This is a genomic window from Embleya sp. NPDC005575 (genome assembly GCF_040605455.1).
Classification (GTDB): domain Bacteria; phylum Actinomycetota; class Actinomycetes; order Streptomycetales; family Streptomycetaceae; genus Embleya.
The window spans coordinates 1-13,839 of the sequence record NZ_JBEXCV010000087.1 but is presented as its reverse complement, the minus strand read 5'-3'; the positions used below and the strand labels follow the sequence as shown (position 1 = coordinate 13,839).

Annotated in this window: 13 protein-coding genes and 1 pseudogene; 10 read left to right on the top strand and 4 right to left on the bottom strand. The window is 69.3% G+C overall.

The window, feature by feature from the left end; translation table 11 throughout:
* Positions 1–340: 340 nt before the first annotated feature.
* Together ABZS54_RS26080 and ABZS54_RS26075 are read left to right on the top strand one after the other, a co-directional pair.
* The gene (locus ABZS54_RS26080) at positions 341–1,393 is read left to right on the top strand and encodes a protein kinase family protein (protein WP_355540823.1); all 1,053 of its coding nucleotides are present in this window, start codon (positions 341–343) and stop codon (positions 1,391–1,393) included.
* A 161-nt stretch (positions 1,394–1,554) separates the two neighbouring features.
* Positions 1,555–1,668, top strand: a pseudogene (locus tag ABZS54_RS26075) (ATP-dependent endonuclease); the annotation flags it as partial.
* 156 nt (positions 1,669–1,824) lie between these two features.
* On the opposite strand, the gene ABZS54_RS26070 reads toward ABZS54_RS26075, so the two are convergent.
* Positions 1,825–2,439, bottom strand: coding sequence for a TetR/AcrR family transcriptional regulator (locus tag ABZS54_RS26070; protein ID WP_355540764.1), 615 nt, complete (start codon positions 2,437–2,439; stop codon positions 1,825–1,827).
* A 273-nt stretch (positions 2,440–2,712) separates the two neighbouring features.
* Here ABZS54_RS26070 and ABZS54_RS26065 point away from each other — a divergent pair, with 273 nt between their 5' ends.
* The 3 genes from ABZS54_RS26065 (at position 2,713) to ABZS54_RS26055 (ending at position 5,969) form a co-directional block, all read left to right on the top strand.
* A complete protein-coding gene (locus ABZS54_RS26065) occupies positions 2,713–4,077 on the top strand; it encodes an MFS transporter (RefSeq protein WP_355540761.1) in 1,365 nt (454 codons plus the stop codon).
* A 319-nt stretch (positions 4,078–4,396) separates the two neighbouring features.
* A complete protein-coding gene (locus tag ABZS54_RS26060; protein ID WP_355540758.1) occupies positions 4,397–4,987 on the top strand; it encodes an isochorismatase family protein in 591 nt (196 codons plus the stop codon).
* Between the two features lie 289 nt (positions 4,988–5,276).
* A complete protein-coding gene (locus ABZS54_RS26055) occupies positions 5,277–5,969 on the top strand; it encodes an MIP family channel protein (protein WP_355540755.1) in 693 nt (230 codons plus the stop codon).
* 339 nt (positions 5,970–6,308) lie between these two features.
* Here the strand turns inward: ABZS54_RS26055 and ABZS54_RS26050 are convergent, their stop codons facing one another.
* The gene (locus ABZS54_RS26050) at positions 6,309–7,160 is read right to left on the bottom strand and encodes a helix-turn-helix transcriptional regulator (RefSeq protein WP_355540752.1); all 852 of its coding nucleotides are present in this window, start codon (positions 7,158–7,160) and stop codon (positions 6,309–6,311) included.
* 143 nt (positions 7,161–7,303) lie between these two features.
* On the opposite strand from ABZS54_RS26050, the gene ABZS54_RS26045 reads away from it, so the two are divergent.
* Positions 7,304–8,083, top strand: coding sequence for an NAD(P)H-dependent oxidoreductase (locus ABZS54_RS26045; protein ID WP_355540750.1), 780 nt, complete (start codon positions 7,304–7,306; stop codon positions 8,081–8,083).
* A 202-nt stretch (positions 8,084–8,285) separates the two neighbouring features.
* Here the strand turns inward: ABZS54_RS26045 and ABZS54_RS26040 are convergent, their stop codons facing one another.
* Positions 8,286–8,651 (bottom strand): hypothetical protein, encoded by a 366-nt coding sequence (locus tag ABZS54_RS26040; RefSeq protein ID WP_355540747.1) that lies wholly within the window; start codon positions 8,649–8,651, stop codon positions 8,286–8,288.
* 460 nt (positions 8,652–9,111) lie between these two features.
* A complete protein-coding gene (locus ABZS54_RS26035) occupies positions 9,112–10,008 on the bottom strand; it encodes a LysR family transcriptional regulator (RefSeq protein WP_355540744.1) in 897 nt (298 codons plus the stop codon).
* 172 nt (positions 10,009–10,180) lie between these two features.
* Between ABZS54_RS26035 and ABZS54_RS26030 the strand changes: the two genes are divergently transcribed.
* From ABZS54_RS26030 to ABZS54_RS26015, 4 genes are all read left to right on the top strand, one after another.
* Positions 10,181–10,618: a dihydrofolate reductase family protein gene (locus ABZS54_RS26030; protein ID WP_355540742.1), complete on the top strand. Its 438-nt coding sequence runs from the start codon at positions 10,181–10,183 to the stop codon at positions 10,616–10,618.
* Between the two features lie 80 nt (positions 10,619–10,698).
* Positions 10,699–11,634: an NADP-dependent oxidoreductase gene (locus ABZS54_RS26025; RefSeq protein WP_355540820.1), complete on the top strand. Its 936-nt coding sequence runs from the start codon at positions 10,699–10,701 to the stop codon at positions 11,632–11,634.
* Between the two features lie 39 nt (positions 11,635–11,673).
* The gene (locus ABZS54_RS26020) at positions 11,674–12,342 is read left to right on the top strand and encodes an alpha/beta hydrolase family protein (RefSeq protein ID WP_355540740.1); all 669 of its coding nucleotides are present in this window, start codon (positions 11,674–11,676) and stop codon (positions 12,340–12,342) included.
* A gap of 300 nt (positions 12,343–12,642) precedes the next feature.
* The gene (locus ABZS54_RS26015; RefSeq protein ID WP_355540738.1) at positions 12,643–13,557 is read left to right on the top strand and encodes an EamA family transporter; all 915 of its coding nucleotides are present in this window, start codon (positions 12,643–12,645) and stop codon (positions 13,555–13,557) included.
* Positions 13,558–13,839: the final 282 nt, after the last annotated feature.

Here is a 13,839-nt window from a genome sequence, read left to right as displayed (position 1 = left end):
GCCGTCACCGTCACGGCCGCAGGCGCGGTCGACGGCACCGGCGGACGAGTCCGTGGAGGAACCGGTGCGCCGGGCGCGGGCGTCCGTCCTCGTGTTCTCACCGCACCTGATCGACCCCGCCCGGACGGTCCTGCCACGCCGCGACCGGAGTACGAGCTCCCACCTGCCCATGGACGAACCCCCGCCCTCGTTTTTGGTGTTCGCTGATCCTGATGCCGACGTTCACGTACAGTGCGGTGAAGCTCGCCCTATGGCAGTGGCCTGCCTTCAGGACGCCCGCGGGCCGGCGACGACAAACGAGGTAGGCATCCGGATGCAGACGATGGTCGACGGCGCTGGGATGCCGTGCGATGAGCGGCAGGCTGCGTACAGCGCCGTTTCCACGTCCCTGTCCCTGCACAGTGATCGAGGACTGGGCGAGCTTGTGGACGCCGCTGCCCCGCTCGGTTCCGGTATCGGTGGGAGTTCGGCGCTACTGGAGGTCGCAGGTACGCCGGTCTTCGTGAAGCGGGTCCCCCTGACCGAGTTGGAGCTCCGGCCCGACCATGTTCGATCCACGGCGAACGTGTTCGGGTTGCCTGTCTTTTGTCAGTACGGCATCGGCGGGCCGGGCTTCGGGGCGTGGCGGGAGGCTGCCGTCCACACAATGACCACCAACTGGGTGCTCTCAGGGCAGTATCAGGGGTTTCCGCTCATGTATCACTGGCGGGTTCTGCCGGACACGGCACCGGCTCTTCCCAAGGAGCTTGCCGACGTGGATCGGGCCGTGTCCTATTGGGGAGGCGGGCCGGAGGTACGTCGTCGTATCGAGGCCCTCGGGGAGTCCCCGGCAAGCCTCGTACTGTTCCTGGAGTACTTCCCACAGACCCTGCACGAGTGGCTCACCGAGCAGGTGCGGGTCGGTGACGAGGCGGCCGGCAAGGCCTGTGCTCTGGTGGAGAGGGATCTGGAGGCCGGTACTTCCTTCATGAACGACCGCGGCCTCCTGCACTTCGACGCCCACTTCCGGAACATCCTGACCGACGGCCGGCGCCTCTACTTCGCCGACTACGGCCTGGCTCTGTCGTCCTGCTTCGACTTGACCCCCGCCGAGGTCGACTTCTTCGCGAGGCACCGAACTTATGATCGCGCGTACACACTCAGCTACTTGGTGAACTGGCTGATCACGGGCCTGTATGGGTACGAGCGGGCGGAACGGGAGACGCTGATTCGCGCCTGTGCCGAAGGGGCGCGGCCTCCTGCGGGTCCGCCGGAGGTTAGAGCGGCCCTTGCCCGTCACGCACCGCTTGCGGCCGTCGTGACGGACTTCATCGGGAGGTTGGAGCACGAGAGTCGAGAGACCGAGTACCCGTTGGCGGCAATCGACCAGATCTTCGAGTTGCGTTACAGCTGAGCCTTTCCGACTCGGGTGGGTCGGCCGGCGCATCGGGACACCGTTGTCGACGGACGACCCGGCCGCGCGGGGGACCGATCCTCACCCGATTCGACCCGGCCCCGGCCCCGACCCGGACCGAAGCCTCGGAGCCCACTCCGGCCCCCACATCAACGGATGCGCGCTTCCTCGGTACGAAGAAGGGCCGCAAGATTCGCTACGGCCGCCTCCTGGTCGAAGCCCTCGACCCCGAGCGAGTACCCGCCCCCCTCGACGAATTGCTCGCGAGTCTGTGACCGACTTTCTCCACCCATCCCAGCCCATCCCGCACCTTTGCCGAGCAGATGGCCCGAACTGGAGGCGACGCGGCGCGTGGTCGGTGTCCCCGTTGTGACTGCTTGGTAGTTGCCCGTCGCGGCTGCCGCGTGCGGACGACGCAGTGACCGCCGGGTTCAGGCCGGGCCGCGCAGCATGGGGAGCAGGACCTCGTCGACGACCGACATCACGAATTCGTCCGTGAGTTCTGCCGGGGCGGTCAGGTTTTGATAGGAGATCACGGCCGGGCCGACGCCGGCGGTGAGGGCGGTCGCGGAGCCGGGGCGTGTGTCGCCGCGCTCTTCCGCCGCACGCAGGGTCTCCAGGATCATGCGCCGGGTCGGCTCGGAGATGCGTTCGCGCATCATCGCGTGTACGGCCTCGGACTGCTGCTTGACCATTTGCAGTGCCGTGTCGGCGCAGATCGTGCACACACTGCACAGGAACCGCAGGATCGCGATCAGGTCGGAACGCAGCTCGCCGGCGAGCGGGATGTCGTCGGCGGATGGCAGTCGGTCGCGCAGCGCGTCGACGAGCAAGGCTTCCTTGTCGGGCCAGCGCCGGTACAGCGGGGCCTTGCCGGTCCGCGCGGCGGCGGCGACGCCATCCATCGTCAGGCCCGCGTAGCCAACCTCGCGTAGCTGCTCGAAGACCGCCTGGTAGATGGCCTGTTGGAGCTCGCGGCCGCGCCGTCGGGTGGGCGGCGCCGCGGCGTGGCGCGGTTCTCCGGTGGGGGATTCCAACACGGTCACCTTTCTCCTCTGCGGACTCCAGTATCCCCAATCCCTTGTAAGAGACTATTGAGTCTCCTATAGTGACGTTAGGAGACTATTGAGTCTCTTAAATCCCCCTGCCCTGACCTTCGGAGGTCAGCCATGCCTTCTTCCGCCGCATCCAGCGCATCCGGGGCGTCATCCGACGCGCCGGTCGGGACTTCGCCCAGGTCTTCGCCTCCGAAGTCGGCCGCCGGAGCTTCCGGCGGCCGACCCGGACCCGGAGCCCGGGGGACCGGCCTCGTACTCGCGGTGATCACCGGTTCGATGCTGCTCATCGGCATCGACGTCACCGTGGTGAACCTCGCGCTGCCCGACATGGGTTCCGCTCTCGACCTCTCGCCGACCGCGTCATCGTGGGTGCTCAACGCGTACACGCTCGCCTTCGGCGGCCTGCTCCTGCTCGGCGGTCGGCTCGGGGACGCGTTCGGGCGCCGCCGGATGTTCCTGGCCGGTGTCCTCCTGTTCACCTCCGCCTCGCTGCTCGCCGGCCTCGCACCGTGGGCCTGGTGGCTGGTCGGCGCCCGTGTCCTGCAAGGCGTCGGCGGCGCGCTCGTCGGGCCCAGCACGATGGCCCTCATCGTCAGCACGTTCGAAGGACCCGCACGGGCGCGCGCCCTTTCGTGGTACTCGGCGGTCCTCGGCGGCGGCGCGTCCGTCGGCCTCATTCTCGGCGGCATGCTTACCGAACTCGCCTCGTGGCGCTGGGTCTTCCTCGTCAACGTGCCGCTCGGCGCGCTGCTCGCCGTGCTCGCCGTGCGGGTCGTTCGCGAGCCGGAGCGGCCCGCCCCGGCCGTCCGCCCACGCTTCGACCTGGCCGGCGCGTCGGTTGGGACCGCCGGAATCACCGCCCTGGTGTACGCCTTCATCCGCGCGGCGTCCGACGGCTGGCACGACGGCCGCACCATCGCGGGCCTCGCCGCCGCAGCCGTCCTCCTGCCCGCGTTCCGGCTGGTCGAGCGGCGCGCCGCCGAGCCCGTCCTACCGCTGCGCCTGGCCGTGTCCGGCACCCTCGCTCGCGTACTGCCCATCGTCGCGCTCTATTCGGCCGCGATGTTCAGCGTGCTCTTCCTGCTCGGCCAGTACTTCCAGGAAGGGCGGGGCTTCAGTCCGATCATGAGCGGCCTGGCCTTCCTGCCCCTGATGGCCGCGCAGTTCACGATGGCCAGGCTCGCGCCCGCGGTCGCCCGGCGCGTGGGCACCGCGTGGCCGGTGCTGGTCGGCGCGGTCGCCTGCACAACCGGGCTCGGGTGGCTTGCCCGCCTCGGGGACGCCACCGGGTACCCGACGGGCGTCCTCGGACCGGTGATCCTCATCGGAGCAGGCGCCGGAATCGCCATGACGCCGCTGACCATCTACGGCCTGTCGGGCGTCGCGGCACACGAATCAGGTGCGGCATCGGGCCTGTTGCAGACCACGCAGTGGATGGGCGGCACTCTGGGGCTGGCGGTGTGGGTGACCGTGTTCGGCGCCGCGACCCGCGGGGCGTCCCCCGCGCAGAGCGCCGAACACGTCCTCACGCACGGCGTCGCGACCGCGTTCGGCGCCGCCGCGATCAGCGCCGGACTCGCCGCCGCCACGGCGCTCACGCTCTTCCGCCCCGCGCGCCCGGCGTAACCGCGTGAGACGGCGCGCGATCCACTCTCGAACGAGCGGACGACGCAGCGATGGAACCATTCGTTCCGCAAAGCCGCGAAGAACGGCTCGGCCATCGCGTCGCCCCCGCCGACATTCCCACAGCCAAGTCGCTGCGTCGTTCGCCGTGGAAGTGTCGGTTCCGGAGTGAAATTCGTCGGCTGTGCGGGTGAGGTGGGCCTGTCGAGGCCGCCGTGGTTGTGAGGCGGTTGGTAGAACGCAGGGGAGACGAGGAACCGTCCGCGCTGTTTCGGCGCGACGTCGTCCCCCCGTTGTTCCGTCGTGCGGAAGGGTGACCGTGATGAGCCGGGGCTTGATCGTGGTGGATGTACAGAACGACTTCTGTGAAGGAGGCAGTGTTCCCGTCGCCGGTGGTGCGCGCCTGGCCACGGCGATCGCCGATCTGGTCGAGCGAAGCGCGGACGGCGACTACGAATACGTCGTGGCCACCCGGGACCACCACATCGACCCGGGAACCCACTTCTCCGACGACCCCGACTTCCGGGACAGCTTCCCGGTCCACTGCGTGGCGGGGGAGGCGGGGGGCGAGTTCCATCCCGGCTTCGCCCCGGCCGTCGCCGGCGGCAAGGTCGACGCCGTCTTCTTCAAGGGCGCCCACAGCGCTTCCAAGAGCGGCTTCGAAGGCTTCGACGCCCAGGGCACCTCCTTGGCCGACTGGCTGCGTGCCCGCGGGGTGGAGGACGTCGACGTGGTGGGCATCGCCACCGACCACTGCGTACGGGCGACCGCGCTGGACGCTGTCGCGGCGGGGTTTCGCGCGCGTGTACGCCTGGACTACTCGGTCGGAGTCGCCCCGGACACGACCGCCGCGGCCGTGAAGGACTTCCACCGGGCAGGTGTCGCCGTTTCCGGTGAGACGCCGATGCCCTAGCTGTACGTCGAGCTTCGGGTCGGTCGAGCTTCGGGTCGCACGCGTCGGGTTGGATGCCCGCTCGTGCGCCGGTGACACGTATCGGTCGCGCCGGCATCACACACCGGCGCGACCGATGGCCGGAACTGCTCCCATGGGGCGGTGTAGGACTCCTTGACCAGCTGGGCGCACTCTCCGGGTTGCTCTCCCTTCGATCGGCCAGCCGGGGGATATCGGACCACTTTGTATGACTGGCGGGCGGGCTCGGGTACTACGAGCGGGTCCATTCCGACCCAGTCGAGGAGCCTGCATGGAACGCCGGGCATTGATCTGCGAATTCTTGGGAACCCTGGTGCTCGTCTTCTTCGGGGTGGGGTCCGCAGTCCTGGGCAAGCCCTACCTGGGTGTCGTCGGTATCGCCCTGGCCTTCGGATTCGTGCTCCTGGCGCTGGCGTACAGCCTCGGCGCGATCTCCGGCTGCCACGTAAACCCAGCCGTGACTCTCGGCTTTCTGGTCGCTCGGCGAATCGATGTGAAGAGGGCGGTCGGCTACTGGGTCGCGCAATTCCTCGGCTGCGTCGCCGGGGCGGCACTGCTGTACCTGCTCGCGAAGCAGGTGCCCGGTCTCCAGACGCACGACGAGTTCGGCACCAATGGTTGGGGTGAGCGCTCGGCGGTGGGCGTCAATACGGGCGGCGCGTTCCTGACGGAGGTGACGCTCACTTTCCTGCTGGTGTTCGTCGTGCTCGCCGTTACGCACCGGCTCGCGGTCACCGGGTTCGACGGATTGCCGATCGGCCTCGTGCTCGCGGTGGTTCACCTGGTCGGTATCCCGCTGACGGGTACATCGGTGAACCCGGCGCGCAGCCTGGGGCCCGCACTCTTCGCGGGCGGAGACGCACTCGACCAACTGTGGCTTTTCATCGTGGCGCCGCCTATCGGCGGTCTGCTCGCAGCCGCCGCGCACATGGTGACACACCCCCAGCCGCGCCACGAGCACTGACATGAACCCGGTACGCCGGGGGACCGAGTTGCTGCCCCGGTCCGCGCGGACATGGATCGCGCCGCGCCCTCGATGGCGCTGGATCCGCTCCGACTCAGATCGGCCCAGTCGTCGCCCTGGTCGCCCTGCCAGTCGACCCACGGTCTGCTGCCGAACTCGAAGAGCCCATGGCCAGGCCCGGCACCCCGCCGCTCACCGTGGTGACGAACGAGCGAACGAGCGATGGGAGAACGGAACTCGAAACGGTGCCGTTGCTCGAACCGGGTCACCACGGTCTCGGGTACCGGCGGAGCCGACCTCCACCGGGCCAACGGCCCATTGCGGCTCATGACACATTCGTTACCCCGACACATTCGTTACCGGCAGGCCGTTCACGGTGGGATGTCCATCACCAGTGAGCGTGCCCAGCAGGCGCAGCCCGTCCTCGGTCGGGCTCCCGGATGCCGCGGACAGCACCAGCAGCTCCATGCCTGATTCGTCCGGTAGCGCGAAGTTCTCCTGGTGCAGTTCCAGCAGTCCCACCAGCGGGTGTCGGTACGCCTTGCGTCCATGTGTGCGGGCGCGGACGTCCGCTCGGGCCCAGAGGCGACGGAAGCGCTCGCTGCCCATCGCCAGCTCGCCGATGAGCGAGGCCAGGCGGGGGTCCTCGGGGTACTTGCCGGCGGCCAGGCGCAGATGCCCGACCACGTCGAGGGTGCATTGCTCCCAGTCCGCGTAAAGGCCGCGTTCGGCCTCCTCCAGGAAGATGTGCCGGGCGGTGTTCAGGCCCGGCATCTCCCGGCCGTAGAGGAGCCCGGCGAGGCGGTTCCCGGCCAGCACGTCCAAGCGGTGGTCCATGACCAGCGCGGGTGCGTCGGCGACCAGGTCGAGGACACGCAGCAGCTCCGGCCGGACCCGCCCACCCGGCGCCTTCGCGCGGCGGCGGCGCTGCCGGGCGAGCCGGTGGAGGTGCTCGCATTCGGTCTCGTCGAGGCCGAGGACGCGGGCGAGCGCGTCGAGGACCTGCTCGGAGGGTTGGGTCGCGCGGCCCTGCTCCAGGCGTACGTAGTAGTCGACGCTGACCCCGGACAGGTGCGCGACCTCTTCGCGGCGCAGCCCTTCGACGCGGCGGCGACTGTCGGTGGGGATGCCGACGGCGGAAGGGTCGACTCGGGAGCGCCGGGTGCGCAGGAAGCCCGCAAGATCGTCCATGCCCCCAGTATGGCCTCGGTGGTGCCCGCGAAGGTGGCCCTGCCGATACCAGGAAGTCCCGTCCGATGGAAGAGGCGCCCCTGAACGACGCGGCCTCGGCGGGCGAGCATCGATGGCGACACACCTCGTTGAAGGGAACAGCCATGAAGACGCTCATCGTCTACGCCCACCCCGAGCCGCGTTCGCTGAACGGCTCACTGAAGGACCTCGCCGTGTCCACTCTCGAAGCCGCCGGGCACGAGGTGCGGGTGAGCGACCTGTACGCGATGAACTGGAAGGCCGTGGTGGACGCGGCGGATTTCGGCGAGTACGCCACGAGGCCGCTGCGGGTGGTGCCGAGTTCGGGCGGGGCGTACGACGCCGGCGCGCTCACGTCCGACGTGGCGGCCGAGCAGGAGAAGCTGCTGTGGGCCGACACGGTGGTCTTCCAGTTTCCGATGTGGTGGTACACGATGCCGGCGATCCTCAAAGGCTGGGTGGACCGGGTGTTCTCCTTCCGCTTCGCGTACGGCGTCGGAGCGCACGACGAGACCCGGTACGGCGAGCGTTTCGGTGAGGGGACGCTGCAGGGGCGGCGGGCGATCCTGTCGGTGACCGTCGGGGGCCCGGAGTCGCACTACACCGATCGCGGGATCAACGGCCCGATCGAGGACCTGCTGTTCCCGATCCACCACGGGATCCTGTACTACCCGGGCATCGAGGTGCTGCCGCCGTTCGTGCTGTACGGCGCCGACAGGATCACCGGCGGCGACTTCGAGGACGCCGCGAAGGCGTGGAAGGAGCGGCTGCTGTCGCTGGAGACGACCGAGCCGATCGCGTTCCGGCGCCAGAACTTCGGTGACTACGAGATCCCGTCACTGCGGTTGAAGGAGGGCCTGGAAGTGCCGGGCCGCAAGGGTTTCGGCCTGCACGTGCGGGGTTGACCGTCGGCGAGGGACAGGTCGTTGGGCGAGTTCGGTGACGATGCGGCGGATGGTGGGCCGGTCGCGTACATCGCCGGGCGCCTCGCGGTGGGCGGCGGCGAGTGCGGCGGCGATCTGTTCGGATTCGCCGAGTTGCACCAGGCACGGGGTCGGTCGCCGACCCACCCGACCCAGGACAGCTTTGGAATCGACCCGCGGGGCGTCAACGGCCGCTCGCAGCCGCACGCTTGTGGCGGCTCGGTTCGACGTCGTAGTCGAACAGCTCAATTGCCGCCCGGACTTCCCGGCCCGTCGCGGAGTACGCCGCGCACCGTGTCGAGCGGTACACCCGGTTCGAACTCCGGCAGCCACCAGGTTGCGCCGGCTGCGGCGTACGCCAGTGGTTCTGCGCCGACGCCAGGGCCGGGCTGCGGTCCCAGGCGCGGCCGACGACGCGGCGTACCCACTCCTCGTCGACGGGGATGGTGCCCGCGAAGGCGCGCTCGCCGTCGGTGTAGTACGCGATGACCGCCTCGCGGTCGGACCAGTCGGGCGCCTCGTCGCCACCCTCGGCGAACTGCTCCGCCAACCCCTCGCTCTACCTGCACTGGCGGGCCGGACGCACCCACTCACCACTTGCCGGCCGGGCCATCGAGATCGCCGTCGAGGTCGCGGCCGAGCTCGCACCGCCGCCGGCCGGTGCTTGATATCGCGCCTTTTCCCATGGCACTCGCACGGGTGACCCGCCAACGGAACGACGAGCGATGGCCGCAGCAACAGCACGCCCGGCCGCGCGCGGCCGGCTCGACCCGGCCAACTCATGTGCGGCACAGCAGTTCGCGCAACCGTCGGCCGGCCGGGTCCCGGCCGCCGCGATCATGCCGCAGGGCGGGCGTCGAACCGACGCCGCACGAACTACCGGCCTGCCAGGCCACGTTCACGCGCAGTCGCGCGATGGTGCCCGTATCGGTGGTGCGGATCCGAACAACGCGTCGCCGCCACCCGCGAATGCCGCGCCGCCGCCGGCGTCCGGGTCCGCAGATGTCCGCTCAGGCGACGATTCCGTCGCAGGCGTCCTCGGCAGCGCGGACGAAAGCCCGGACGCGGGCGATGTTGTTGCTGTCCAGCCAGACCGGGCCCCACCGGATGGGGGCGGCGTCGTGGAAGGGGACGTAGGTGATGTCGGGGCGCGGGTAGAAGTGCGCGGCGTGTTCGCCGACCGGGAAGACGCCTTTGCCGGAGGCGATGAGGGCGAGTGCCTCGGGGAACGTGGTGGCGGTCGGGCCCTTGTGGATCGGCCTGCCGGAGGGGGTCTGCGCGGGCGAGCGATCGATGCGCAGTTCCTCGGGCATGTTCGCGGACATCTGGATCACCGGCTGGTCCGCGAGAATCTCGATCGACACCGATGTGCGCGATGACCACGAGGGTGTCGCCGGTACGGCCAGCACCCGAGTCTCGGACAGCAGGACGGGCCCGGTGATCACTCCCGACATCGGCAGGGCCGTGATCAGGACGTCGAGTTCACCCGCACTCAGCCGTCCGATGGCGTCGTGGACCTGCGTCTCGTGAATGTGGACTTCGCAGTCGGGGTGGCGGGCCGCGAACACGGGGATGGACTTGAGCAACAATTGACCTGCTGCGGCTCCCAGGAATCCGGCTCGGAGCACACCGGTCACCCCGCGCGCGGCGTCCACGGCTCGGCGCAGCGTGTCGTCCATGTCGCGTACCAGCGGGGCCAGTTCGTCGGCGAATTGACGGCCCAGCGGGGTCAGGCGGACCTGGCGAGTGGTGCGCTCGAACAGGGGAGCGCCAACGCGGCGTTCGAGTTTCTTGATGGTCTGGCTGACCCGGCCGGTAGTCAGGCCCAGGCGCTCGGCGACACGTCCGAAGTGCAGTTCCTCAGCGAGCGCCAGGAAGGTCTGTACTTCCACCCGTTCCAGCAGCACGTCACGCTCCGTTATTGAATCCGGCTAAACAACCATGCTTCGAGCGGGCCTTGATGCGCTCCGGCAGGTGACGGTTGGATCGAACACGTTATCCCGACCGGCCAAGACGGCAGTGATCGGGCCTCGCAGGGGAGGGCCCGATCCCCGCTACGGCCATGACTTGGAGTGAACGATGACGATCCCAGGGACCGCCGAGGCGACGGGAGCGCGTCTGCGTCGGATCGTGGCCACGCTGCCGGTGTCCCTGGACGGCGTGGTGGGGACTTTGCCGGAGGGGCACCCTTCGCACTTCGCGGCCCATTTGCGCCCCGTCGCGGAGGACGTGGCCGAGTGGGACGACGCCCGAGTCCTCGGGCGCGATGTCGCCGCCGGCTTGGCCGTGCTCAAGCGGCAACCCGGCAGTGACATCGACGTCTCCGGCAGCATCACGCTGACCCGCTCCCTACTGCGGGTCGGCCTCCTCGACGATCTGCACCTGCTGATGCACCCGATCGTAGTGGGTGCGGGGCGACGACTGTTCCCCACCAACGGTGAGCGCATCCCGCTCGCCTTGGTCGAGGTGACGCACGCCTGCGCCGGCGTGGTGCACCTGCACTACCGGCCGGCCTGACACGGCGTATCGCCGTTCCGCCCGCCACACCAAGAGACGTCCTACCGCGGACGATCACCACAGGAAGGAACACGATGACGATGCGAGCCATCGGCCAGGACTCATTCGGGGGGCCCGAGGTGTTGAAGCTCATCGAGGTCGAGCGGCCCGTCCCCGGACCCGCCGAAGTACTCGTGCGAGTGCACGCGGCCGGCGTCAACCCGACCGACGCCTGGCATCGCGCATCCGGGGGGTTGGCGGGAGGCCACACACCGGTACGGCTGGGCTGGGATGTCTCCGGCGTCGTCGAGGAAGTAGGGCCGGGAGTGACCACCCTTGCCCCCGGCGCCGAGGTCTTCGGCCTTCCGCGGCACCCGCGCCCGGCAGGCACCTATGCCGAATACGTCACCTCGCCCGCGCGCCACCTGGTGCCCAAACCGCCCGGCATCTCCCACGTGGAAGCCGCGGCATTGCCGTTGGCCGCGCTCACCGCATGGCAGTCCCTGATCGACACCGCGAGCGTGGGACCCGGGAACCGGGTGTTGATCCACGCCGCGGCCGGCGGCGTCGGCCATCTCGCCGTCCAGATCGCCAAAGCCCGTGGCGCGTACGTCATCGGCACGGCCCGCTCCGCCCGACACGGCTTCCTGCGCGAGTTGGGCATCGACGAGACCGTTGACTACACCCTGACCGACTTCACCACGCGGGCCCGTGAGATGGATGTCGTCCTCGACACCATCGGCGGTACCTACGGGCCCCGTTCGCTGGACACCTTGGCCGAGGGCGGCATCCTCGTATCACTCGCCTCACCGGCGGAGGCATATCTGGCCGATCAGGCACGGCCACTGGGCCGCCGTGCCGCCTTTCTCATCGTCGAAGCCGACCAGGCCGGGATGCGCGAGATCGCCGCGCTCGTCGAGACCGACCGGCTGCGCCCGCACATCGACGCGGTGCTGCCCCTGGAACTCGCGGCGAAGGCCCACGAACTCAGCCAGAGCGGTCACACCGTCGGAAAGATCGTTCTCACCGTCGATTGACTCCCGGCATCACTCATCGCGGCAACCTCGGAGACTTCTGTGACCACTTTTGTCCTGATCCCCGGCGCCTGGCATGGCGCCTGGACCTTCCAACCCCTGGCCCGAGGCATTCGCGAACACGGCCACCAGGCGTACGCCCTGACCCTGACCGGTGTCGGCGACCGAAAGCACCTGTTGACCGCCTCGGTCAACCTCGACACCCACATTCAGGATGTGGTCAACCTCCTGGAGGACGAGCAGATCGCCGACGCCGTACTCGTCGGGCACAGCTACGGGGGAATGGTGATCACCGGTGCCGCCGACCGTGCCCCGCACCGTGTGCGAGGACTCGTGTACGTCGACGCTCTCCTGCCGCGTGACGGCGAATCCTGTTGGTCCCTGGTGACCGACCGGGAACGCGAGTGGTACCTCGGCGGCGTCGGCCGTGACGGCTACACCAGCGAGCCACTGCCGTTCTTCGATCCACGGGCCACACCACACCCGTTGGCGTCGCTGATGCAGGCAGTGCGTCTCGAGGGCGGCCTCGACCGGTTCGAGCGTCGGGACTTCGTGTACGCGACCGACTGGGAAGGGGGATCGCCTTTCCAGGCCGTGCATCGGCGACTGTCGAACGATCCCGCATGGCACGTGCACAGTGTGGCTTCCGGCCACAACGTCATGCGCGATGCGCCGGGCGAACTCCTGAAGATCCTTCTCGACGCCGCGTGATCGATCCGGGGGCCGAACCGCGCCCGCATGCACGGGCGCCCTCTTCCGGCGCAGAGGGTACGACGGCGAGCCTACCGAGAGGCGCAACAGTGCCGCCAAAGGCAGCGGGGTCACACCCCGTCGGACACGGACGGCCCGGCCACCCCTGCGAAAGTTCCTCGTCAGCGAGGCTACACAGTCCGGTGTCGCACCGTTCGACGTCCCGATCGCGGCTGTGCCGCACCCGAAATCGATGACGGGCGCCTCTCTCGCGAGTCCTCCGACACCGTTCTTCGATCAAGCGACCGAGAGGAGACGGCCATGAGTCGTCGCGGGGCGTTGTTGTTCGCGTGCATGTGCGTGATCTGGGGGATGCCGTATCTGTTGATCAAGGTGGCGGTGGACGAGGTGTCGCCGGGGGTGCTGGTGTTCGCGCGTACCGGGATGGCCGCGCTGATGCTGTTGCCGTTCGCGTTGCGGAGCGGGGGGATGCGGGAACTGACGCCGTACGGGTGGCCGCTGGCCGTGTTCGCGGTAACCGAGTTCGTCGGGCCGTGGTGGATGCTTTCGGACGCCGAGCGGCGGTTGTCCAGCTCGACGGCCGGGCTGTTGATCGCGTCCGTGCCGATCTTCGGGGCCGTGCTGGTGTACCTGACCGGCGGTACGGAGCGGATGGGGCCGGTGCGCTGGGCCGGGCTCGCGATCGGGTTCGGCGGGGTCGCGGTACTGGCCGGACCGACGCTCGGGGGCGGGGACCCGTGGGCGGCGGTGGAGGTGTTGGCGACCGCCCTGTGCTACGCCGGGGCGGCGCTGGTGGCGGAGCGCAAGCTCAAGGACGTGCCGAGTCTGCCGATGACGGCGGTCTGTCTGGGATGTACGGCGTTGGTGTACCTACCGTTGGCCGCCGCGCAGTGGCCTTCGCATGTGCCCGATGGGAAGGCACTCGGCGCGCTGGGCGTGCTGGCGCTGGTATGCACCGCGATCGCGATGGTGATCTTCTTCGAGCTGGTGCGCGAGGTGGGGGCGGCGCGAGCCACCGTGATCACGTACGTCAACCCTGCGGTCGCGGTGGCGGCGGGGGTGTTGATCCTGGACGAGAAGTTCACGTGGGCGATCGGGGCGTCGTTCGTGTTGATCTTGAGCGGCGCGGTGTTGGCGACCAGGAGGAACACGGAAATCCCTGTGGTGACGGGCCCCATCCACGAGACCGCTGACGCGATGGGGTACCGAGGATAGGAGACGATGCTCGTCCGTCCGTCGCCCGAGGCGTCGACGACCGGTCGTCGACGCCGTCTTTCCGGTCCCTGGCGTCCTCACGACCGTCGGGTCGACACGCCATGCCGGGCTATCCCCGTCCGGCGTGTGCTTCCGCGTCGCGTGGCCGTCCATGGAGACCTGTTGGGCGTGGTCCACTGCTCAGACACGGTTGCGGCGGTGGAGGCGGAGGGCTTTGAGCATGGCGACGGCGGCGGCGGTGGAGAGGGCGGCGCGGATGCCGTTCCAGATGTTCCAGGTGGT